The 21,980-nt window shown below is 69.2% G+C and carries 17 protein-coding genes; 10 read left to right on the top strand and 7 right to left on the bottom strand.

Features of this window, described 5'->3' with window-relative positions:
- The 5 genes from ACPXCG_RS06940 to ACPXCG_RS06920 all read left to right on the top strand — a co-directional run bounded on the left by ACPXCG_RS06940 (position 1) and on the right by ACPXCG_RS06920 (position 7,135).
- On the top strand, positions 1-420 hold the full coding sequence (locus tag ACPXCG_RS06940) for a DUF6802 family protein (RefSeq protein WP_425790367.1): 420 nt from the start codon (positions 1-3) through the stop codon (positions 418-420).
- 176 nt (positions 421-596) lie between these two features.
- A complete protein-coding gene (locus ACPXCG_RS06935) occupies positions 597-2,426 on the top strand; it encodes a phosphoenolpyruvate carboxykinase (GTP) (protein ID WP_425790365.1) in 1,830 nt (609 codons plus the stop codon).
- A 182-nt stretch (positions 2,427-2,608) separates the two neighbouring features.
- Entirely contained in the window at positions 2,609-3,637 is a 1,029-nt protein-coding gene (locus ACPXCG_RS06930) for an esterase-like activity of phytase family protein (RefSeq protein WP_425790363.1), read from the top strand.
- A 95-nt stretch (positions 3,638-3,732) separates the two neighbouring features.
- Entirely contained in the window at positions 3,733-4,572 is an 840-nt protein-coding gene (locus tag ACPXCG_RS06925; RefSeq protein WP_425790361.1) for an ABC transporter ATP-binding protein, read from the top strand.
- Between the two features lie 4 nt (positions 4,573-4,576).
- Positions 4,577-7,135, top strand: coding sequence for an ABC transporter permease (locus tag ACPXCG_RS06920; RefSeq protein WP_425790359.1), 2,559 nt, complete (start codon positions 4,577-4,579; stop codon positions 7,133-7,135).
- An 18-nt stretch (positions 7,136-7,153) separates the two neighbouring features.
- Here the strand turns inward: ACPXCG_RS06920 and ACPXCG_RS06915 are convergent, their stop codons facing one another.
- Complete coding sequence (locus ACPXCG_RS06915) at positions 7,154-8,782, bottom strand: MFS transporter (RefSeq protein WP_425790357.1); 1,629 nt, start codon at positions 8,780-8,782, stop codon at positions 7,154-7,156.
- A gap of 60 nt (positions 8,783-8,842) precedes the next feature.
- Here ACPXCG_RS06915 and ACPXCG_RS06910 point away from each other — a divergent pair, with 60 nt between their 5' ends.
- Positions 8,843-9,508: a TetR family transcriptional regulator gene (locus tag ACPXCG_RS06910; RefSeq protein WP_425790355.1), complete on the top strand. Its 666-nt coding sequence runs from the start codon at positions 8,843-8,845 to the stop codon at positions 9,506-9,508.
- The gene (locus tag ACPXCG_RS06905; RefSeq protein ID WP_425790353.1) at positions 9,505-10,230 is read left to right on the top strand and encodes a hypothetical protein; all 726 of its coding nucleotides are present in this window, start codon (positions 9,505-9,507) and stop codon (positions 10,228-10,230) included. The genes ACPXCG_RS06910 and ACPXCG_RS06905 overlap by 4 nt, the downstream gene beginning before the upstream one ends.
- Positions 10,231-10,251: 21 nt before the next feature.
- Here the strand turns inward: ACPXCG_RS06905 and ACPXCG_RS06900 are convergent, their stop codons facing one another.
- From ACPXCG_RS06900 to ACPXCG_RS06890, 3 genes are all read right to left on the bottom strand, one after another.
- Positions 10,252-11,925 (bottom strand): AMP-binding protein, encoded by a 1,674-nt coding sequence (locus ACPXCG_RS06900; RefSeq protein ID WP_425790351.1) that lies wholly within the window; start codon positions 11,923-11,925, stop codon positions 10,252-10,254.
- 89 nt (positions 11,926-12,014) lie between these two features.
- The gene (locus ACPXCG_RS06895) at positions 12,015-12,770 is read right to left on the bottom strand and encodes a class I SAM-dependent methyltransferase (protein ID WP_425790349.1); all 756 of its coding nucleotides are present in this window, start codon (positions 12,768-12,770) and stop codon (positions 12,015-12,017) included.
- Positions 12,771-12,777: 7 nt separating this feature from the next.
- Entirely contained in the window at positions 12,778-13,536 is a 759-nt protein-coding gene (locus ACPXCG_RS06890; RefSeq protein WP_425790347.1) for a TetR/AcrR family transcriptional regulator, read from the bottom strand.
- Between the two features lie 241 nt (positions 13,537-13,777).
- Here ACPXCG_RS06890 and ACPXCG_RS06885 point away from each other — a divergent pair, with 241 nt between their 5' ends.
- Positions 13,778-14,968, top strand: coding sequence for a glycosyltransferase family 4 protein (locus tag ACPXCG_RS06885; RefSeq protein ID WP_425790345.1), 1,191 nt, complete (start codon positions 13,778-13,780; stop codon positions 14,966-14,968).
- Here ACPXCG_RS06885 and ACPXCG_RS06880 read toward each other — a convergent pair.
- Together ACPXCG_RS06880 and ACPXCG_RS06875 are read right to left on the bottom strand one after the other, a co-directional pair.
- Entirely contained in the window at positions 14,883-16,586 is a 1,704-nt protein-coding gene (locus ACPXCG_RS06880) for a hypothetical protein (protein WP_425790343.1), read from the bottom strand. The two genes, ACPXCG_RS06885 and ACPXCG_RS06880, sit on opposite strands and share 86 nt — an antisense overlap.
- A 43-nt stretch (positions 16,587-16,629) precedes the next feature.
- Positions 16,630-17,550, bottom strand: a complete 921-nt coding sequence (locus ACPXCG_RS06875) for an HpcH/HpaI aldolase/citrate lyase family protein (protein WP_425790341.1) — start codon at positions 17,548-17,550, stop codon at positions 16,630-16,632.
- 118 nt (positions 17,551-17,668) lie between these two features.
- Between ACPXCG_RS06875 and ACPXCG_RS06870 the strand changes: the two genes are divergently transcribed.
- Entirely contained in the window at positions 17,669-18,904 is a 1,236-nt protein-coding gene (locus tag ACPXCG_RS06870) for a polysaccharide biosynthesis protein (protein ID WP_425790340.1), read from the top strand.
- On the opposite strand, the gene ACPXCG_RS06865 is transcribed toward ACPXCG_RS06870, so the two are convergent.
- On the bottom strand, positions 18,831-20,096 hold the full coding sequence (locus ACPXCG_RS06865) for a DUF3068 domain-containing protein (protein ID WP_425790338.1): 1,266 nt from the start codon (positions 20,094-20,096) through the stop codon (positions 18,831-18,833). The two genes, ACPXCG_RS06870 and ACPXCG_RS06865, sit on opposite strands and share 74 nt — an antisense overlap.
- A gap of 162 nt (positions 20,097-20,258) precedes the next feature.
- On the opposite strand from ACPXCG_RS06865, the gene ACPXCG_RS06860 reads away from it, so the two are divergent.
- A complete protein-coding gene (locus ACPXCG_RS06860) occupies positions 20,259-21,524 on the top strand; it encodes an acyltransferase family protein (protein ID WP_425790336.1) in 1,266 nt (421 codons plus the stop codon).
- The last annotated feature ends 456 nt before the right edge of the window (positions 21,525-21,980 follow it).

Genomic DNA, 21,980 nt, shown 5'->3' with positions numbered 1-21,980 from the left:
ATGGACATGTCATTTCTCGGTGGCGACCCGGTCGGTGGCCATGTTTTCGGTGGTGATGAGCCGGGCGATGCCGATCGCGTGTCGGTCGACCACGACGGTTCGTTCGCGGCGCAGCACGTCTCCCACCTCACGCCGGCAGACGACCTCGACGACCCCAGGTCACCCGAGGATCACCTGTGGATGCATTCCGACGGGCGGGTCTGGGATCTCGGACCGGCCGACGTCGACACCGACGACGACGGCGTGCGGGACTCGCTCACCCGCAGCGGCGCCGGCGGGATGACCGTCTACACCGATTCCGACCACGACGGACAGGTCGACCAGATCACCGAGATCGACGCGCAGGGCATGTTCTCCTCGCGCACTCTCGACCCCGACAGCGGCGCCTGGGTGCCGACCGACAGCGGCCGACTGGGCTGAGGCCGCCGCAGGTTCGTTGAATCGGGCTCTGCGGGCGGTTGCGATGCATGCGACTGTGGGATATGCCGCATCTGTTGGCCCCGGTACCTAGCGCCCGCTCGGTGAACGTATCCTGAGTTGACGACGACATCGCCGACGGCTATGCATCGGGCCGTCACCTCGGAGGAGACCCAATCATGACCTCAGCCACAATTCCCGGACTGGACCCGAACACCGCCCCGACGAAACACGCCGGACTGCTGGCGTGGGTCGCCGAGATCGCCGAGCTGACACAGCCCGACCGGGTCGTCTGGTCCGACGGCAGCGACGAGGAATGGGACCGGCTCACCACCCATCTCGTCGACGCCGGCACCCTGGTCAAGCTCAACGAGGACAAGAAGCCCAACTCGTTCCTGGCCCAGTCCGATCCCGCCGATGTCGCTCGCGTGGAGTCGCGCACATTCATCTGTGCGAAGACCCAGGAGGATGCCGGCCCCACCAACAACTGGGTCGATCCGGCGGAGATGCGCGCCACGATGAACGACCTCTACCGCGGATGCATGCGCGGTCGCACGATGTTCGTCATCCCGTTCTGCATGGGGCCCCTCGGTTCCGACGACCCGAAGCTGGGCGTCGAGATCACCGACTCCGAATATGTCGTGCTGTCCATGAAGATCATGACCCGCGTCGGTCCGAAGGTCCTTGAGCTGCTCGGCGACGACGGATTCTTCGTCAAGGCCCTGCACTCCGTCGGCGCCCCGCTCGAGCCCGGTCAGGCCGATGTCCCCTGGCCGTGCAACTCCGAGAAGTACATCTCCCACTTCCCCGAGGATCGGGAGATCTGGTCGTTCGGTTCCGGATACGGCGGCAACGCCCTACTCGGCAAGAAGTGCTATGCGCTGCGCATCGCCTCGGTGCTGGCCCACGACGAGGGCTGGCTGGCCGAGCACATGCTGATCCTCAAGCTCACCAGCCCGCAGAAGAAGGTCTACTACGTCGCCGCCGCATTCCCGAGTGCCTGCGGCAAGACCAACCTCGCGATGATCCAGCCCACCATCCCGGGCTGGACCGCCGAGACCGTCGGCGACGACATCGCCTGGATGCGCTTCGGCGACGACGGCCGCCTGTACGCGACCAACCCGGAGTTCGGGTTCTTCGGTGTCGCTCCGGGTACGAGCAACGACTCCAATCCGAACGCCATGAAGACCGTCGAGGCCGGCAACACGTTGTACACCAACGTCGCGCTCACCGACGACGGCGACATCTGGTGGGAGGGCATCGGCGGCGAGAAGCCCGCGCACCTCACCGACTGGCTCGGCAACGACTGGACGCCGGATTCCGACGCGAAGGCCGCCCACCCGAACTCCCGCTACTGCACCCCGCTGGACCAGTGCCCGTCGCTGGCCGACGAGTGGGACGACCCGAAGGGTGTGCCGCTGTCGGCGATCCTGTTCGGCGGTCGCCGCAAGACCACCGTCCCGCTGGTCACCGAGGCTCGCGACTGGCAGCACGGCGTGTTCATGGGTGCCACCGTCGGCTCCGAACAGACCGCCGCGGCCGAGGGCAAGGTCGGCACCGTCCGTCGTGACCCGATGGCGATGCTGCCGTTCCTCGGCTACCACATCGGTGATTACTTCGCGCACTGGATCGACCTCGGCAAGAACGCCGACGCCACCAAGCTGCCGAAGATCTTCTATGTCAACTGGTTCCGTCGCGGCGACGACGGCCGCTTCCTGTGGCCGGGATTCGGCGAGAACAGCCGCGTGCTCGAGTGGATCGTCGGCCGGATCGAGGGCGAGAACGAGGGCATCTCCACGCCCATCGGCATCGTCGCGAAGCCCGAGGAGATCGACGTCGACGGTCTGGGCGACCTCCCGGCCGAGGACATCGAGGCGGCGCTCGCGGTGAACGCCGACGAGTGGCGCCAGGAGATCCCGCTGATCGAGGAGCTCTTCGAGTTCGTCGGCGACAAGCTGCCGACCTCGCTGCAGGACGAGCTGGATCAGCTCAAGCAGCGACTGGGCTGAGCCAGGCGGTCCGAGAACCGCGCCCTCCGCCGAGGGAATCACGATTTCCGTCGAGAGAACCCGACCACCACGCAGGTCGGGTTCTCTCGGCGCATCCGGGGTTCCGCGGGTGCCGCTCAGGGTTCTCCCGGCGTACTGTCGACGTTCTCTCGACTTCGTGCCATCGGGTAAGGTCTCGCCCTATGAGGTTTCGCTGGTGGGGGGCGGCACTCGTGTCCGCTTGTGCTGTAGGGCTTTCCGTTGTGTCGGTGGGTGGGGTCACCGCGGCCCCGGCGAGCCCGGCGAGCCCTTCGTCGGGTGTGACGTCGTTCTACCGGGATTCGACGACGATCTCCGGGCTGCCGAGCTTCGGCGGGATCTCGGGCATCGACCGCACCGGTAACGGCACCTATGCGCTGCTCTCCACGGATGTCGGCCGATTCGGCCCCGCGCGGTACTACAACGCGACGATCCCGTTCAGCTCGACGACCGGTGTAGCGAGCCAGGGCCGGATCACCGGCGGCGGCACAATCCTCGGCCCCGGCAATCTGCCGATCCTGCCCGGGGGTGCGCAGTTCGAGGGCCTCCGTCGCCTGGGCGGCGGTTACGTGGTCGCCGGCGGCGGCAACCAGCAATTCGTCCGGGTGGTCGGTGGGCTCGGCAATCACCTCCGCGATCTCCCGCTCCCGGCCGCCTACCGCAGCACCGCCAAGAGCGGTCTGAACGGCCAGCGGGGACTCACCGGTGTCGCGGTGGCGCCCGGTGATCGGGTCAGCGCCATCACCGCGGGCGGGCTCAAACAGGATCCGCGGACTTCCGCACGCCTGCTCACCTGGGCCGGCCGCGGCACCTCCGAGCACGTCTACCGCACCGACGGCGACAAGGTGGCGGCAGATGTGCTGGCGGTCAACAACACCGACTATCTGGTGCTCGAACGCGGCAAGGGCCGAACGGCTCGCATCTACTGGACCACCACCCGCGGAGCGCAGTCGGTGACCGGGAAGCAGAAGCTGTCCGGCCGCGAGGCGGCGATGCCGAAGAAATCGATCTTCTCGACCGAGCCGCTCACCGGCCTGGTCGCCGGGAACATGTCCGGACTGGCCTGGGGCAATTGGTTCCCCGACCATCCGTGGATGACCTATCGGGCACGCGCGCTGTACATCGTCACCAACGACGCCTTCTCGGGCCCGACGCGCGTGCACGTCCTCGAGGTCCGGCTGCCCAAGCACTGACCCGTCGGGTATTCGACCGACCCCGGGACGTCGGGGTGGTCACTCAGGGATATTCCCGATAGCCAACGGACCGGAGATTTGGCACCGTTGAGGCCATGACATCGGCCCGTACGGACAGCCCACACGTCGCAGCACACCCGATCGCCGCCGGCGCGGCCGATCTGACCAAGGTCTACGGCACGGGTGACACCGTCGTCGAGGCACTGCGGGGGGTCACCATCGAGTTCGCCGCCGGCGAGTTCACCGCGATCATGGGCCCGTCCGGGTCGGGCAAGTCCACCCTGATGCACTGCCTCGCCGGCCTCGACGTGGCCACCGCAGGCAAGGTGCACATCGGCGACGTCGACCTCACCGGACTCTCCGACAAGGCGATGACCATGCTGCGGCGCGACCGGATCGGGTTCGTCTTCCAGTCCTTCAACCTGGTCCCCACCCTGACCGCGGCCGAGAACATCACGCTGCCCGTGGACATCGCGGGCCGCGAGGTGGACAAGTCCTGGTTCGACGCGGTCGTCGATCGTCTCGGCATCACCGACCGGCTCACCCATCTGCCCAGCGAGCTGTCGGGTGGTCAGCAGCAGCGCGTGGCCTGTGCGCGAGCGCTGGTCGGCAAGCCGGACATCATCTTCGGTGACGAGCCGACCGGCAACCTCGACTCGCGCTCGTCGGGTGAGGTCCTCGACATCCTGCGGGCGGCGACCGACGAGTTCGGCCAGACCGTGGTGATCGTGACGCACGATCCGCGCGCTGCCTCCTACGCCGACCGGGTGGTCTTCCTCGCCGACGGATTGATCGTGCGCGAGCTGGCGCGCCCGTCGGCCGACGACGTCTTCGAGGTCATGAAGAATCTCGACGAGCCGGCCGCATCCGAGCCGCATGCGCCCAGGCACGCCGCCGACGCGGCCGCCGACGAGAACACCTCCGAGGTGCGCTGACACCATGGCATCGTCATCGGTGATGCGCCGGGTCTCGTTGCGAAACCTGCGCGCGCACAAGCTCCGTCTGTTCCTGACGGTCTTCTCCATCGTGCTCGGCACATCGTTCGTGGCCGGGTCCATCGTGTTCACCTCGACCGTCTCCAAGGCGTTCAACGACATCTTCGACTCGGTCGCCCCCGGGGTGTCGGTGCAGATCACCCCGGAGAACAACCAGTCGCCGGGGGTTCCGCAAACGGTCATCGACGACCTCGACGCCCGGAAATCCGAGCTCGGGATCGACCGTATCGTCCCCAACTATTCCGGACTGGTGACGATCGCCAACTCCGACGGCAAGGCCCTGCAGACCGGTGGTGCCCCGAGCGTCGGCACCGCGTACCTGCCGCCCGACGTCGCGCTCTCGCCGGACACCAGCAAACTCGAGCCGGGCGGTCGTGGACCCGCCAACCCCGGTGAGGTCGCGCTGAACGCCTCGGCGGCGGAGAAGGCCGGTCTGAAGGTCGGCTCGAAGACCAAGGTCGTCCTGGGACAGGGCGCCGTCCAGCCCCGCGAGGTGACCGTGGTGGGCTTGCTCGACCTCCCCGGCTCCACCGGAGGCTTCGTCAACGTCCAGTTCGATCAGGCCACCGCCAAGACGCTGTTCTCCGACGGGCAGCACGTGGCCCAGGTGGACATGTCCGCGGACGCGGGGGTGACCCCCGCCCAGCTGCAGGAGCGCGTCGACAAGGCGCTGCCCGCGGATCTGTACAAGGTGCGCACCGGGGACCAGGTCCGGCAGGACGAGAAGGACAACGTCAATCAGTTCCTGAGCATCTTCACCGGAATCCTGTTGGCATTCGCGGCGATCGGGCTGATCGTCGGAACCTTCATCATCTACAACACTTTCTCGATGATCGTGGCGCAGCGGAACCGTGAGCTGGCGTTGCTACGCGCGGTCGGCGCGAGCCAGAAGCAGGTGTCGCGCTCGGTACTGTTCGAGGCGTTCGTCGTCGGCGTGATCGGTGGTGTCGTCGGCCTGGGGATCGGTATCGGGCTCGCCGCCCTGCTGAAGGTGTTGACGAGCTCGGCGTCCGGATTGCCCCAGGCGCCGCTGCAGATCAGCGTCTGGGCCGTGCTGGCCGCACTCTTCGTCGGTGTGGTCGTGACGATGGTGAGTGCGTGGGTGCCCGCGCTGCGTGCGTCGAAGGTGCCGCCGGTGGAGGCGATGCGATCCGGGATGGCCGAGGGCTCGGCGCCGTTGCGCACCCGCACCATCGCCGGGGCCGTCCTGGGCGTCGCCGGCCTCGCGGCCATCGTCATCGGTGCCATGGGTGTGGGCCTCGGACCGGCGATCGCGGTCGGGTGCGGCTCGGCCGCGGCCATCGCCGCGGTGGTCCTGGCCGGGCCCGCTCTGTCGCGGCCGATCGTCGGGGGCCTGGGAACGGTCATCGGCGCGCCCTTCGGCAAGATCGGCCGGCTCGCCCGGACCAACGCGGTGCGCAATCCGCGCCGCACCGCGGCGACCGCCTTCGCGCTCACCCTGGGACTGATGCTGGTTGCGGTGATCGGCACCCTCGGCACCTCGTTCAAGGGCACCATCGACACCGCCGTCGACACGGGTCTGCGTGCCGAGTTCATCGTCGCGGGCGCCAATCAGCTGCCGATCCCGGGTGCGGTCGCCACCGCCGTCGAAGGCGTGGACGGCGTCGGGTCGTCGGTCAGCTTCGGCGTCGTCCGCGCCAAGGTGGGCGACAAGACGGTCGCCGGATACGGGGCGCTCGGCGGACAGCCGAACGACGTCGCCATCATGGACATGAAAGACGGTGCCTCCCCGAACCTTCCGGCCGACGGCATGTTGGTCAGCGAACGCACACGGAACACGCAGGGCTGGAATCGCGGTGACGTGGTCACCTTCACCGGCCCCACCGGGGAACAGATCCCGGTGACGGTGTCCGGCGTGTACGCCGACAACGAGGCGCTGCAACCGTGGATGGTGGGACCGACGGTCTACGACAAACTCGTGCCGCCGTCGGCGCGGGTGAGCGCCACCATCTTCGTCACGCCCGCACCCGGTGTGCAGGCCGACACGTTGCGCACGAACCTGGAGAACGCCACCGACTCGTATCTGACCGTCCAGGTCCAGGATCGGGACGAGTTCAAGAGCTCGGTCTCGAGCCAGATCGACCAGATGCTGGCGACGCTCTACGCGATGCTCGGCCTGGCGTTGCTGATCGCCGTGCTCGGCATCGTGAACACGCTGGCGCTGTCGGTGGTGGAGCGGACCCGTGAGATCGGCATGCTGCGGGCCGTGGGCATGCTGAGGTCCCAGGTGCGGCGCAGCATCTACCTGGAGTCGGTCCTCATCGCGATCTTCGGTGCGATTTTGGGAGTGATCCTCGGCAGCGTCATCGGCTGGGCCCTGGTGCGGACCCTGGCCAAGTGGGGTCTGGGGACCCCGGTGCTGCCATGGAGTCTCATCGTGATCACCCTGATCGCATCGGCGGTGGTCGGCGTCCTCGCCGCGCTGTGGCCGGCTGTTCGTGCGGCACGCACCCGGCCGCTGGAGGCGATCGCCGAGGCGTGACGGCGGCGGGCATCCGGATCAGCCGGCGGCCGGCTCGCGTTCTGGCTCGGTCTCGGTCTCGGAAGTGCCGGCCGATACCGGTGTCATGGCGCGCGGCGACAGGAAGATCAGGAACGCCACCCCGACGAGGATGACGATGCCCATCACGACGCAGGCGGTGTTCATCGGTCCGATGAAGGCCTGCTTGGCCTGGTCGGCGACAGCGTCGAGCGTCTCTGTCCGACCGGGCAGTCGCGTCGCCAGCGCGTCGATGGTGTGCAGCGCCTCGGCGAGTGATCGGGCGATGTGTTCACCGAGCTGGGACGAACCGGTCTCGGCGGACACACGATCGGCGACAGGGGCGATGTTGCGCGTGTAGCCGGACGCGAGGATGCTGCCGGACACGGCGATCCCGATCGCTGCCCCGAGTTCGCGGAAGGTGTCGTTGACGGCGGAGCCGATGCCCTGGGTCGCCGCCGGGGTATTGGCCATGATCGCGGTGGTCGGGGGCGCGGTCGCGAATCCCTGGCCCACCGCGCCGAGCATCAACATCGGGAACATCCCCCAATACGTCGTGTACGGGACCACACCCATCAGGATCAGTCCGATGCCGGTCAACGACACGCCGAGCACGAGCATGCTCCGCAGGGAATATCGCACGGCAAGCCAGGTGCCGATCGGCGACAGGATCATGATGACCACGACGACCGGCATCACCGCAGTAGCAGCCATCAGGGGCGACATCCCGAAATCCAGCTGTAGTCGTTGCAAGACCACGTAGAACAGACCGAGCGAGGCGAAGAACTGCACCATCACCGTCAGCGCACCGGCAGAGAACGCTCGGTTGGCGAAGAGGTGGACATCGAGAAGTGGTGCAGCACGGCGGCGTTCGACCACGACGAACACGACTCCGAGTACCAGTCCGGCACCCAAGGCGCCCAACGTGACCGCGTCATCCCAGCCGCGGGTCGGGGTTTCCAGCAGGCCGACGACGAACAGGAACACCGCGGCCGTCGACACCAGCGCGCCCGGCACGTCGAACGGCTTCGAGTGTTCGTCGCGGGAGGTCCCGATCGTCGCCGACGCCATCGCCAGCAGCGCCGCGACGACGGTGAAGACGATGAAGATCGACCGCCAACTGAACCACTCGAGTAGAAAACCGCTGACGAAGAAGCCGCCGATCCCGGCTGCGCCGCCGACTCCCGCCCACAGCGACACGGCCAGTGGACGTTTGCGCTCGGGAAGTTGTGAGGTCAACAGCGACAGGGTCGACGGCATCACCATGGCGGCGGCGACTCCGCTGAGAGCACGGCTGGCGATGATGGCCGTCGGGTCGTCGGTCCACAGGGGCGGAGTCGAGGCGGCGGCGAAGATCGCCAGCCCGATGATCAGCAGGCCGCGGCGGCCGAATCGGTCCCCGATCGCACCGCTGGGGAGCAGCAGGGCCGCCAGGGCCACCGTGTAGGCGTCCACCAGCCACGTCATCTCGGTGGAGGTGGCGCCGATGGAGGGTGCGATCTCGGGGAGTGCCACATTGAGCGCGGTCATCGCGCCCATCACCACGGCGAGGGCGGCGCAGGCCACGCAGATCAGCCAGATTCCTCGCGCACCGATTCGATCGCGTTCTTCGGCGCGGTCGGATGTCGGGGGATGCTGGTCGGCCACCATGGGCTCTGACCATACAGCAGATTGTATATGTATGTTCAGCGAGTAGTTACAGTGACTTTCATGGCACGACGCACGGGTTGGGGTGGCGAACTCCCGATCGACGACGCGGAGGCCATCGCGCGCATCCTGTCCGCGGCGCGGCGGGTGATCGAATCCGAGGGCGCCGCGGTCAGCGTCACGCTGGTGGCGCAGGAACTCCAGGTGACGCGGCAGACCGTCTACCGCTACTTCGGCAGTGTGCAGGAGCTGCTGCAGGCGGTGGCCCTCGACTCGGGACGGACGGCCGCGCCGGCCATCATCGATCGGGTACGGGCGATCACCGATCCGGCGGCAGTCGTCGTGGAGCTGGTGGCGTCGGCGATCGAGATCCTCACCACCGACCGGGTGCTCGTGTTCCTGCTCGGGCCGGGCGCCAGTACCGGTCTGCTCGGTGGGTCGATGACGGGGCCAACCGCGCGCGATCAGGCCAGGGTGATCCTCGACGAGCTCGAGTTCGACTGGCACAAGCTCGGATTCGACGACGACACGTTCGACCAGCTCGTCGAGTGGTGTCTGCTGGTGATCGGCGCCTACATCCATCGCCCCGACGACGAGATCCCGGCACCCGCCGAATTGCGGGCCTATCTCTCGGTCTGGATGCGGCCGTCGATCGAGGCGGCCCACCACGAAGCGCGCGGCGCGCGAGCGCGGTCACAGGCCGAGACAATGACACAATCGGTCCCATGACCCAGCCACCCGACGATCGTTGGGACCCGAATCGCGAGCATCCCGACACGCGACGATTCGACCCCGCCGACGAGACGGCCGCCTACCGACCCGACGACCGCGGTCCCGCGGATCCGCCGCCGGGGGCTGCGGGCCAGCCGGGTCCGTACGGCCACCCGCAGGCCTATACCGAGGCCGCCGCCTACGGCCCTCCCTACGGGGAGCCCGGCCCGGGTGAGCCGCCCCCGCCGCCGCCCAAGCACAGCGGACGCACGGTCGGGCTGGTGATCGCGGTGATCGTGGCCGTGGTGGTGCTGGCACTGGTCGGCATCCTGATCGCGCGCGGCTCCGGCAACAACGACGAGCAGACCGCGGGCGTGAGTTCGTCGTCGGCCACCACCACCTCCGAGGCGTCGACGACCACCACGACCACGACGACCGAGGAGACGACCACCACCACACCCACGCCGACGGTGGCACCGGGCGCGGTGGTCTATCAGCTGACCGGCAACGGCGACGTCATCGGGATCCGATACATCAACGGCACCAGGTCCACGGTGGTCGCCGCAGCCGGCGCCCCGTGGTCGCAGGCCGCGACGGTCACCGGCGCCACCGCCGAGCTCAACGCGATCGTCGTCCGTGGTCCGGTCACCTGCAACATCCTGCACGGCCGGGACCTACTGGCGTCGTCGACGAGCAACGGCGGACCGCTGAGCTGTTCGGCGCCGATCCCCGCGGGCTGATCACGTCGCGTGACGGGAACGCTACGTCCGGTCCTCGTCGCGCCACGTGACGAGCTCCCGCCGCAGCAGTTTGCCGGTGGGGTTGCGCGGCAGTTCGTCGAGGAAGATGACGTCGCGCGGCACCTTATAGCGGGCGAGGTGGGCCCGCACGTGGTCGCGGATCTCCTGCGCCGCGGGATGTGCGCCGGGCGTGGGAACGACGAATGCCCGTAGGCGGGTGCCGAATTCATCGTCGTCGACCCCGATGACAGCGACGTCGTCGATGTCGGCGTGCTCGGCCAGCAGGTTCTCCACCTCACCGGGGTAGACGTTCTCGCCGCCGGACAGGATCATGTCGTCGTCGCGACCGTCGATGTGCAGCAGTCCGTGCTCGTCGAAGTGGGCCATGTCGCCGGTCGACATGTAGCCGTCGATGATCTGTTTGTGCCGTCCGTCGGTGTAGCCCTCGAACGGTGCGGAGCTCCGCACGAACAGCCGGCCGCTCTGATGGTTGTCGGTGAGCTGCCGGTCTGCGTCGTCGTAGAGGCGTAGGCGGCCGGCGACGGTCGACCGTCCGACCGTGCCCGGTGCGAGGCGTAGTTCCTGCGGCTGGGCGACCGACGCGACGGCGACCTCGGTGGAGCCGTACATGTTGTAGAGGACGTCGCCGAAGGCATCCTGGACGGCCTCGCTCAGCGTGGGGGTCAGCGGTGATCCGGCGATGACGATGGCCCGCAACGCGCTCAGGTCGTACCCGGCGATCTTCTCCGGACCCAGGGCGAGCATCCGGTGCAGCATGGTCGGGACCGCGACGAGCATCTCGGCCCGGTGCTCGGCGAGTGCGGCCAGCGTCTTCTCGGCATCGAACCGCCGCAGCAGGACCGCCTTGTTGGCCTTCGCGTTGGATACGCCCCACATGCCGAAGCCGGTGGAGTGGAAGATCGGGGAGACGATCACCACGCTGCCGCGTTCCGGGAAGGGGATGCGGTCGACGAACATCGCCGACGAGAAGGGATTCATCTTTCCACGCGGCGCACCCTTGGGCAGTCCGGTGGTGCCGCTGGTGAGGATGATGAATCCGCCGGGGGTCTTCGGCAGCGGCGGCAACGACGTGTCGCCGGATGCGACGATGTCCTCGATCAGTGGGGCCTCGTAGTCACCGTGGTCACCGTAGTCACCGTCGTTTCCGTCGGACCACGTCAGGTAACGCGGGATGTCGGCCGGGAGCGCGCTGAGCAGGTCGATGAACTCGCTATCGTGCAGCACCGCGGCCAGTTCCTCCCGCTTCGCCACCTCGGCGAACTGGGGTTTGCCGAACCCCGTGTTCATCAATGCGAGTTTGTAGCCGGCCCGCCCCGCCGCGGTGATCGACAGCAGCAGGCCGCGGTGGTCGCGCGCCAGCACGCCGACGACGGCACCGGGCTCGATGCCGGAGGCGAGCAGCGCATTCGCGAGAGCGTTGGCCTGATCGCTCAGCTCGCGGTAGGTCAGTTCCCCGCGTTCGTCGGCCAGCGCCGGCGCGTCCGGGAATTCCTCGGCGTTCCGCAGGATCAGCGACGCCTGCGCGCCCATGGTGTTGGCCCACTTGATCCCGCGCAGCATTCCCTTGAGGTCGGTGAAGTCGAGGATGCCGGTCCGTTGCAGGACCACCGCACTCTTGATGTTGCGAACGCCGTCGTCGAGTCGGTCTCTCACCGCGTCGAGTACGCCTGCCATACGCCCCTGCCTCTCCACCGTGGGCGGGAGCGTGCAGTATGGCCCCCGTCACAACATTCTGGCGCGCGCGGCGGCTCGTGGGGTCGGACTCAGCGTTTCCGCAGCACCAGAACGAGATTCGTCCCGAGCACCTCACGCAGGCCCGGCACCCGCATGACCCACCACAGCCAGTGCGGCAGGTACCGCGGGAATGCCGCGACGCGGACCGCCCGCGGGTCGGCGTCGGCCGCCCATCGCAGCCCCTGCGCCGCGGTCACCGGGAACAGGGAGGTGCCGAACAGGTTCTTCGGCGGATGTCCGTGCCTGCGGGTGTACCAGCGGGCCGCACGGTGTCCACCCGCGTAGTGCGTCAGACCCATCTCGTGTCCGCCGAAGGGGCCCCACCAGAGGGTGTAGCTGATGATCACCGTCCCGCCGGGCCGGGTCACGCGCAGCATCTCCTCGGCCATCGCCCAGGGCGCCGAGGTGTGTTCGACGACGTTCGACGACACGGCGACGTCCATCGACGCGTCGGCGAACGGGAGATGCCGGCCGTCGCCCCGGACCGACGCGCGATGGTCCAGACCGCCCGCGTGCATCTCGGAGGGATCCGGTTCGACCGAGATGTAGTGCGCCCCGCGATCGTCGAACGCGTCGGCGAAATAGCCGGGGCCGCCACCGACATCGAGGATCACGGCACCGTCGAGGGGAGCCGGATGCCAGTCGGCGACCATCCGTGCCGTGTCGTCGGCGATCGCGCCGTAAAAGCGTGCGGGGTCGCTCTGTTCGAAGCGGAAATCGTTGAGCAGGCGGGCCGCCCTGGACAACGTCGCATACCGGGCGAAACCGCTCGGGGAACGGGGCATCGGGATCTCAGCCTTCCTGATCGGCGTCCGCGCCGCCGTCCGACTGCGCGACGAGTTGTCGCAGGCCGGCCACGAATGTCCGCAGCGCGAAGACGAACTCGGCTCGCAGATCCTCGGGCAGGGCAGGCAGGACCGTGGTCACGGACGGGAATCGGGTGGTGTCGAGCCGACGGTAATACTCGGTGATCGTCGCACGCCTCGGCGCCGCGTCGTGGGACTCCTGCAGGGCATAACCGACGATGAGCCTGGCGAGAGCGTGGTCCGCGGCCGCGGCCCTGGTGGGGGACAGGCCCGCGCCGAGCAGCAGTCGTAGCGATTCCTCGTATCGCAGCAGGCCCATCGGGCCGAAGTAGACCTGTCCGGCGAACAATGCGGCCGAGTGCGGGTTCCGGCACAGCGCGTCGAAGGCGATGATGGCGGAGCCCTCGACCACCGAACTCCACTCGTCACCGAGATCGGCCGCGCCGATCTCGGACACCGCCTCGTGCATCACGCGTTCGGCGAGCCTCGTGCAGAGCTCCTCCCGACCACCCGGGAGCTGGCGATACAACGTGGAGGTCGATGACCCGAGTCGCCGTGCCAGGGCCCGCATACCCAGGCCTTCGATCCCGCCCGCGGCGAGCAGCGCCAGGGCCTCGGTGAGGATCTCGTCGACCGGAAACGGAGGTCGGCCCCCGGCGGCGCGGTGCGCGTCGGCCGGCTCCGAGGGTTGTTCGTGCCACCAGTCGGGTGACCCGAATTCGGGGGATTCGGTGGATTCGGGCATGGGGTGGCCTGGCCGTCCTAGCTGTCGGTATAGGCGGCGAAATCACCTATGGAGTCACGAGTCCGACTCAACTACTGTTGTAGACGCGCGTCGGGGTTTCGGCTACAGTGTAGCCGCAACGGCAATGCAGCCTGCATCTGGATGAGGTTCCCAGGGTTCGGACGCGATGTGGAGGGGACGCCACGTACGGCCTTGGGAACCTTTCCGAAGATCTGATCCCGATCGGTACGCTTGTTCTGCGATGACCGATCCCACTCATGTCCTGCTTCTGTGCTGGCGCGACACCGCCCACCCGCAAGGTGGCGGCAGTGAGCGCTATCTCGAACGCGTCGGCGCCGAGCTGGTGGCCCGGGGTATGCGGGTCACCCTCCTCACCGCCGCCTACGACGGCGCGGCGACCGAAGATGTTCGTGACGGTGTCCGCATCCTGCGTGCCGGCGGTCGCCTGTCGGTCTATCCGCGAGCTCTCGCGACGATCGTGGCGGGCACGTTCGGTCGCGGTCGGCTGGGCCGGATCGCCCCCGACGTCGTGGTGGACACCCAGAACGGCATCCCGTTCTTCTCCGCGCTCGTGTCGCGGGCGCCGACCGTCGTCCTGGTGCACCACTGCCATCGCGAGCAGTGGCCGGTGGCCGGCCGGTTGCTCGGTCGGCTCGGCTGGTTCCTCGAGTCGTCGGTCTCGCCGCGCGTGCACCGCCGGAACCGTTATGTCACGGTCTCCGGCCCGTCGGCTGCGGAGCTCGCCTCCCTCGGCGTCGACGAGAGCCGGATCACCGTGATCCGCAACGGAATCGACCCACTGTCCGGACCGTCCGCGGATGCGTCGCATGCCGCAGAGGCGGCCACCCGCCTCTGCGTGTTGTCGCGTCTCGTGCCGCACAAGCAGGTCGAGGACGCCCTCGCGGTGGTCGCCGAGCTGGCGCACTCGCGTCCGGAGGTCCACCTCGACGTGATCGGCGGTGGGTGGTGGTCGGACCAATTACGCAGATGTGCAACCGAACTGGGCGTCGACGAGCACGTGACGTTCCACGGTCACGTCAGCGAGGACCGCAAACACGAGCTGCTGGCCCAGGCGAATGTGCACCTCATGCCCTCCCGCAAGGAAGGGTGGGGCCTCGCCGTGATCGAGGCCGCGCAGCATCGGGTGCCGACCATCGGCTATCGGAGTTCGGTCGGGCTGGTCGAATCCGTCGAGCACGGCGAGACCGGACTGCTGGTGGACGGAGTCGACGAACTCGTCAGTGCCACCAGGAAACTCATCGACAACCCGGACGAGGCGGCCCGGCTCGGCGACAACGCCCAACTCAAGGCGGAGGGCTACTCGTGGTCAGCGACCGCGGACGGTTTCATCGAGGTGTTCGACGACGTGCTGCCCACATCGCGGCGCATGCGCCGAGCAGCACCGTCGCCGACCAGAGCAGATGTGCACTGATCACCACTGCGCGTGACGTCGCAGACGCGTCCGCCCCGGCGGCCGGATCGTCGATGCGATAGAGCGTCAGGTCCGCGCCGCGGAACACCGCGGTCGACTCGTCGGCGAGCGTGCTCGGCGGTGCGTCGTTCTCCACCACCACCCAGCCGACGCCCAATGCGGCCAGCGACGACGGCGACCCGCCGTCGTGGAGGACCGCGTCCACGTCGGCACCACGCCCGGATGCCGGGTCCACCACGACCCCGTCGACGGTGAGCAACCCCGAATCGGTGACCGGCGCGCGCACCATCCGCGGCAGCGGGTCGAGCGACGGGACGTCGGTGAACGCGTACCGGCGCACCGCGCCGGTGGGCCACACCGCGACGGCGCCGCGGTCGGCCGGGACGATGCGCGCCACGGTGGCCCAGTCCGACGGATAGGTGATGGTACGGATCTGCCCGCCCACCCCCCAGGCGAGATCCGGGAGCGGCGCGGCGATCAGCAACGCCGTCGCCGCGAGTGCGAAACCTGCGGGGACCCACCGTCGGACGGCGAGCACCGCGGCCGCCGCGGCCACTGCGAAGAACGGCACCATCAGCGCAAGATATTTCTGGGTATCCCGGAACAACCCGACGCCGGGAACGTCCGCGGCCAGCCGCGACAACCCGGCGGCCACCGGGCCGACGGCGGCGACGGTCACGGCGAGTGCGGTCACCCCGGCCAGTACGGCGAGGGTTCCGACCAGTCGGTCGCGACGTTCCCGGTGCGTCCAGAGCCATCGGCCGCCGACGGCGACCACGATCAGCAGCAACAGGGTCGCCACCGCCGCCCACCAGATGGTCCGGCTCGCCGGCACCGCGTCGGCATTCCAGATGCCACCGAGTCCGATCACCGTGCCGAGCGTGCCCAGACCCGACTCGGCACGCGCGCCGAACACGGTGAAACCGTCGGAGCCGGTGGTCGCCGGGGCGGTCCCGACGAGGGTCGCGGTGAGCCACGGGAGAGCACCGAGAAGCCAGATCCCGCAGAGGGTTCCGATCTGGCGCCACCGCCGTGCGCGGACCAGCGGGACCATGAGGACCACGAGGAGCAGGATGGCCACCAGGATCGAGCCGGTGGGTGTGAAACCGGCGCACGCCGTGGCGGCGGCGAGCTGCACCCAGCCGGGCCACCCGGGTCTGCGGATGACCTCGACCGCCCCGACGACGATCCAGCCGAGCGCCGCGTACGACACCATCAGACTCCAGTGTCCCTGCAGAAGGCGTTCGGCCACATAGGGATTCCAGATCGCGACGAGCGCGGCGGCCACCGCGCCGCTGCGACCGGCGGATGGCACGAGCCTGATCGCCATCCGTCCGTAGCCGACCCCGGCGAGGGTCAGCGCCGCGAAGGTGATCGCGGTGACCACGGCGCCGCCGTCGACGAGGCCGCTGAGCGTCGCGACCACCCAGTCCTGCGGCACGGCGCGCGCGGCCACGTCGCCGAGGCCGAGGGCGGGATCGGTGACGAACGAGCGGGGCGTGGAGACCGCGTCGCGGTAGAGCAGATGCCCGGAGCGCAGGACGGGGCCCAGGACGAGTGCCGACAGTGCGGCGGAGACGAGATAGAGGGTGGGCAACAGATGCCGCGGGGAGGTCATCTCTTCTCGGTCTGTGGGGGCGGCGATGCTCGGCGTCGCTTGCTCAGTAGTGGTAGGTGTCCGACGGCGCCGGCACGTGATCCGGGTCGTCCGCGTAGACGGTGGTCGATCCGATCCCGTACGCGCGGGCCAGATCGAGGATCTTGGTGGCACGTGCGATGCGGGGGAGGTCGGAGCCGTTGCGGATCTCGCCGCCGTCGCGCTCGAACTCGGCGAAGAACTCCTTCGCCCAACTGATCTCGTCGTGTGACGGGGACAGACCCTCGTTCACCGGATGGCATTGGTCCGGGGTCAGGCAGATCTTGCCGGTCATCCCGAACTCGGCGCTGACCGCGGTTGCCTCGGACAGTTTCAGTGCGCTCGAACCGACGGTCGGCCCGTCGATCGCGCTCGGCAGGTGGGCGGCCTTGGCGGCGATGGTGAATCGCGACCGGGCATAGGCGAGGGTGGCCGGGTTGTCGCCGAATCCGGTGTCGCGTCGGAAGTCGCCGATGCCGAAGGCGAGTCGGAAGGTGCCCTTGGCGGAGGCGATCTCGCTGATCCGCTCGAGGCCGCGGGCGGTCTCGACGAGAGCGACGATCGGGACGTCGGGGAGTCGCTTGGCCGTCTCGCTGACATGGTCGACCGACTCCACCATCGCAAGCATCACGCCGCCCACCGACGTCGTCGCCAGGGCCGCCAGATCGTCGGCCCACCAGGGTGTCCCGAAGCCGTTGACGCGAACCCAGTCGGAGTGGCCGTCGGCCATCCACCGGATCACGTTGTCGCGCGCGGCGATCTTGTCCTTCGGTGCGACGGCGTCCTCGATGTCGAGCACCACGATGTCGGCACGGGACTGCACGGCGGGCTCGAATCGGCCGGCCTGCGACCCGTTGACCAGCAGCCAGCTGCGCGCGAGTACCGGATCGATGCGGAAGCCGGCCGGCCCGTCGGCCACGTCGTCGGTCGTGTTCTGGTCGTACATCGGGCTTTCTCACGTTCGGATGGGGCTCACTGTCCCCACCATCGTTGCCTATCGGCGTCGTCGGGTGCAAAGCGCCCCTTCCGGCTCCGCGACGCATCCGACATGCACACTTGACGCCATGGTGGAGCGAACCGACCGCGGCGCGCTGGCCGGCGCCCTCGGCTGGGTGGCCGCAGGATCGATGGTCGCGAACGTCTGTGCCTACCTGATCCACCTCACCGCGAGCCGCTGGTGGCTGAGCACCGCCGAGTACGGGGAGTTCGCGGTCGGGCTCTCGGCGATGCTGGTACTCGGGGTGGCGGCCCTGGCATTACAGGCCGTGGTCGCCCGGGCTGTCGTGCAGCACGCCGATCCGGCCCGGATCCGCCGCGTCTCGCTGCTGACCGTGGGCGTGGTGATCGTGCTGGTCGGTGCGGCCGCCCCGCTGATGGCCTGGTTCGCGTCGATGGGGGTGGATGCGGCGCTGGCCGCGTTGTCCGCGGCACCGATGCTGGCGGTGATCGGGGCAGGCCAGGGAGTGCTGCAGGGGCGGGGACAGTTCCGGCTGCTCGCCTGGGTGCTCGCCGCGGTCGGGGTGCTGCGCACGGTGCCGGTGATCGCGGTGCTGGCCGTCGGTGCCGGACCGACCGGTGCGCTGGCGGCCGGCGCGCTCGGCGCCGCGGTCGGTGCTGTCCTGGTGACCTGGGTGGTGCGGTCGACGGGTCGGGCGCGACCGACGGTGGGTTCGGCGGTCCCGGACGGACTCGATCTGCTCGACGTCGTCCGGGCTTCGGGGGTGCAACTGGTGCTGATCGTCGCGGCGTCGGCCGATCTGCTCCTCTCGCGCACCGTGCTGTCGGCCGACGATGCGGGGATCTATGCGCTGGGGGCGATCGCGACCAAGGTCGCGTTCTGGCTGCCGCAGGCCGTCGGCGTGGTCTTCTATCCGCGCCTGGCCGATCCGGCCATCTCGCGGCGGTCCTTGGGCCATGCGGTGATGGTGGTGGCGGCGATCGGCGTGGTACTCACCGCCGGCGCGGCGGCCGCCGGTCCGCTGGTGCCCATCGTCGTCCGGCCCGAGTATCAGCCGCTGGTGGGCGTGCTCTGGCTGTTCGCGTACACGGGCTCGGTACTCGCCGTGCTCCAGGTCGCGCTGCTGTCGGCGATCGCCCGGCAGGCCACCGCGATCTCCCTGGTGACGTGGGTGTCGGTGGGTGTCGAGGTCGTGGTGATCCTGACCGTCGTACACGGCATCGTCGCGCTGGCGGTGACCGCGGCCGTCACGGCGACGGTCGCGGCGGTCACGACGACGCTGGTGGGTCTGCGTCCGGGGCCGCACTCGGACGCCATCGGCGCGGCCGCCACGCGGGATTGATGACGGCCAGCCCGAGGATGATCATCGCGACACCGATGATCGCGGCGAACAGCGGGACCACCCGGCCCCAGACGGTGATGGGCGATGCGAGTGCGGCGGCGTGCTCGGTGAGCCTGCGCTGGGTCCGGTGGTCGTAGGCGAAAGTCGCGGACATGTTGGTGAGCCGCCGGTCGGGCAGTGCGGTGTCGATGAAGCGGTAGCTCTCGTCGACGGAGATGTGCGCGTCGACGATGGTGCCGGTGGTGGTGTCGACCGCGAGTTCCCAGCGGCCACTGTGGTGCAGGGTCGCACTCACACTGCGGGCCGGATCGACGCCGGGGAGGCCGAACCACCCGGCCGGGCGCGTGATGATGGTCGGCGGGGTGCTCTGTGCGTCCCCGTTCTCGATCTGGTGGAGGTCGGTGTCGGGGACCACGGCGACGAACCGCGCGACGTCGTGGCCCGCGACCGTGGTGTCCCCGGTGTAGCGCAGGGGCACGGTGCGCCGGGTCGTCACGTCGAAGAAGGTGTGGTCGGAGTCGGTGGCGGACACCCCGAACGGCATCAGGTAGGTGTAGCCGTCGCGGTCGGGCACGCGGACCGGTGCCGAGTTGCTGTTGTACTGGATCTCCGAACTGCCCTGCTGGCCTGCGGCGGCGGTCAGGTCCGGGAGTGCGGTGGCCCGGTCGAGGGTGATGCGGTCGCGTACCGCACCCATGATCGGATCGGTGCACGACGACGCGCCCGCCGCCGGTGTGGCGTCGCTGCCCGGACGCGGGGCCTCTGGATCGACCTCACGGCCGTCGATCGTCAGGTGCTCGGCCCGCACCGACGTCCCGGCCTGCAGCGTCACCCGGTCCGCGTCGGCGGGGCGCACCGCCACGAAGCGCTGCTGCCGGGTCAGATCGGCGTCGACGACGCGCGCCGTCGGGGAGGCCAGCGAACACCGGTCCAGGACCCGAGCCGGGGAGGTGGCCGGTGCGACGGTCGTGACGTCGGTGCTCAGCGGGATGGTCCGCAGGTTGTCGACGAACAGCGTCGGCAGCGCGATGGCGGCCGCCAGCAGGAATCCGCCGACGAAGATCAGTACCGGTCCCACCAGGTCCTTGGTCGAGAGACGACTCGGCGCAGGTGATGACGGCCCCTCGGGTGACGACGGCCCCTCGGACGACGACGGCCCCTCGGGTGACGACGTTTCCCCCGCTGACGACATAACGGCGAGCGTACTGGCCGCCCCGCCGGCCACCCCAACCCGCCGATCGGGCCCAGTCATCCGTCGACCGTGCGCAGTTTCGCGCCGACCGTGCGCAGTTTCGCGCCGACCGTGCGCGGCCGCCCGATCCGACGGCGCGGGTCGGTACCCTGGTTGACCAGCATGACCACCACCGCCCGCAGAGCCGCCCGCACTCCCGACGTCGCAGGCGAGACCCGACGCTTCTTCCCGCAACTCGAGGGGATGCGCGCCCTCGCCGCCATCGGGGTGCTGACCACGCACGTCGCCTTCCAGACCCGCGCGGTGGAGTTGCCCGTGGTCGGGCCGGCTCTCGGCCGTCTCGACCTGGCGGTGGCGTTGTTCTTCGGGCTCTCGGGATTCCTGCTCTGGCGGCCATGGGTGGCCGCCGCCAACACGACGCTGCCGCGGCCAGGGGTGGGCCGCTACCTCGCCCATCGGGTGCTCCGGATCTGGCCCGCCTATGTCGTCGTGGTGATCCTGGTCCTGTCGCTGTTGCCGGACGCGAAGAACGCCGACCTCACGGTCTGGCTGGCCAACCTCACGCTGACCCAGGTCTTTGTCCCCCTCTCCCTGACGGCCGGGCTCACCCAGATGTGGAGCCTGTCGGTGGAGGTGGCGTTCTATGCGCTGCTCCCGCTGATCGGCTTCGCCCTCGTCCGGCTCCGGGTGCGCGACGACGGCGTCGGGCGGGTCCGCCTGCGGATTCCGGCGCTGTTCGGACTCGGACTGCTGAGTCTCGGCTGGGCCTGGTTGGCCACGACGTTGCCCGTCCCCGCCGGTGTCGAGCCGAAGAACTGGGTGTTCGGCCACCTGCCGTGGTTCATCGCCGGGCTGATCCTGGCCGAGCTCGTCGGCGCGATCGAGTTGCACGAGCGTCGGCCGGTGGCGCGGTGGATGCGCGTCGCGGCACGACTCGGTGCGCGACGCCGGCTGATGGCGGCGGTCCTGGTGGTGGCGTACGTGCTGGCCTGCACCCCGCTCGCGGGGCCGACCGGATTGGGGGACCTCTCGCCGCTGCAGTTCGCCACGAAGATGGTGCTCGGCGCGATCTGCGGGCTGGCGATCCTGGCGCCGCTGGTGATGTCACGCGGACCGTTCCGACTGTTGACCTCTGCGCCGATGCTGGCCCTGGGCCGCTGGTCGTACGGGATCTTCATCTGGCATCTCGCCGTGCTCGCGGTGGTGTTCCCGCTCTTCGGCATCGTCCCGTTCGGCGGCGATTTCCTGCTGGTGTGGACCATCACGGTGGCGCTGACCATCGGTGTCTCGGCCGCGAGCTACGCCTTCATCGAAGAACCGGCGCGCCGATGGCTCCGCAGCCGGGAGACAAGGCGCGTCCGCACGGATTCACCGTCCAGCGTGACCAGCCAGACCGTCAGCGACACCGCGATCAACGCCGGTAGCTGAACCCACCAGTCGAAGCCGTGGTAGCCGCCCGTCGCGTGCCATGGCCCGCTCGCCAGGCCCAGAGTCGCGAGCAGCATGGCCGCGAACACCGCCGCGACACCGATCCGCGGGCGCAACCAGAGTGAGACGCCGCCCAGCAGAACCGTTACCGCCAGACCCCACCAGCCGGTGAGCAGCCACGACGCGCCCAGCCACGACACGGCCGCGGTCGCGGTGACCCACGCCGGAGTCGTCCGGTCCGCCGGGCGGACCTCCGGCGACTCGGCACCGCGGCGCGGCCACCAGGCGAGCGCGAGGAGCAGTGCGACCAGTGTCAGCCCGACCCCGAGTGACCACCGGTACAGCGAGTCGAAGCGGTACGTCAGTGTGACGGTGCCCGCCTCGCCGGGCGGGACCAGCCAGCCCTGCTGCCAGCCGTTCATCACGACGGGCTTCAGCAACCGGCCGCCCAGACTG

It is taken from the genome of Gordonia sp. DT218, from assembly GCF_049847105.1.
Classification (GTDB): Bacteria; Actinomycetota; Actinomycetes; order Mycobacteriales; family Mycobacteriaceae; genus Gordonia.
This window is presented reverse-complemented; position numbering and strand designations above follow the sequence as displayed.

Coding starts and splice junctions, on each gene's coding strand:
- ACPXCG_RS06895 (WP_425790349.1), bottom strand. CDS start 12,770: ATGCCCCGTTCCCCGAGCGGTTTCGCCCGGTATGCGACGTTGTCCAGG.
- ACPXCG_RS06915 (WP_425790357.1), bottom strand. CDS start 8,782: ATGGTGGCCGACCAGCATCCCCCGACATCCGACCGCGCCGAAGAACGC.
- ACPXCG_RS06935 (WP_425790365.1), top strand. CDS start 597: ATGACCTCAGCCACAATTCCCGGACTGGACCCGAACACCGCCCCGACG.
- ACPXCG_RS06920 (WP_425790359.1), top strand. CDS start 4,577: ATGGCATCGTCATCGGTGATGCGCCGGGTCTCGTTGCGAAACCTGCGC.
- ACPXCG_RS06910 (WP_425790355.1), top strand. CDS start 8,843: ATGGCACGACGCACGGGTTGGGGTGGCGAACTCCCGATCGACGACGCG.
- ACPXCG_RS06900 (WP_425790351.1), bottom strand. CDS start 11,925: ATGGCAGGCGTACTCGACGCGGTGAGAGACCGACTCGACGACGGCGTT.
- ACPXCG_RS06865 (WP_425790338.1), bottom strand. CDS start 20,096: ATGTCGTCAGCGGGGGAAACGTCGTCACCCGAGGGGCCGTCGTCGTCC.
- ACPXCG_RS06875 (WP_425790341.1), bottom strand. CDS start 17,550: ATGTACGACCAGAACACGACCGACGACGTGGCCGACGGGCCGGCCGGC.
- ACPXCG_RS06940 (WP_425790367.1), top strand. CDS start 1: ATGGACATGTCATTTCTCGGTGGCGACCCGGTCGGTGGCCATGTTTTC.
- ACPXCG_RS06870 (WP_425790340.1), top strand. CDS start 17,669: ATGGTGGAGCGAACCGACCGCGGCGCGCTGGCCGGCGCCCTCGGCTGG.
- ACPXCG_RS06860 (WP_425790336.1), top strand. CDS start 20,259: ATGACCACCACCGCCCGCAGAGCCGCCCGCACTCCCGACGTCGCAGGC.
- ACPXCG_RS06890 (WP_425790347.1), bottom strand. CDS start 13,536: ATGCCCGAATCCACCGAATCCCCCGAATTCGGGTCACCCGACTGGTGG.
- ACPXCG_RS06930 (WP_425790363.1), top strand. CDS start 2,609: ATGAGGTTTCGCTGGTGGGGGGCGGCACTCGTGTCCGCTTGTGCTGTA.
- ACPXCG_RS06885 (WP_425790345.1), top strand. CDS start 13,778: ATGACCGATCCCACTCATGTCCTGCTTCTGTGCTGGCGCGACACCGCC.
- ACPXCG_RS06905 (WP_425790353.1), top strand. CDS start 9,505: ATGACCCAGCCACCCGACGATCGTTGGGACCCGAATCGCGAGCATCCC.
- ACPXCG_RS06925 (WP_425790361.1), top strand. CDS start 3,733: ATGACATCGGCCCGTACGGACAGCCCACACGTCGCAGCACACCCGATC.
- ACPXCG_RS06880 (WP_425790343.1), bottom strand. CDS start 16,586: ATGACCTCCCCGCGGCATCTGTTGCCCACCCTCTATCTCGTCTCCGCC.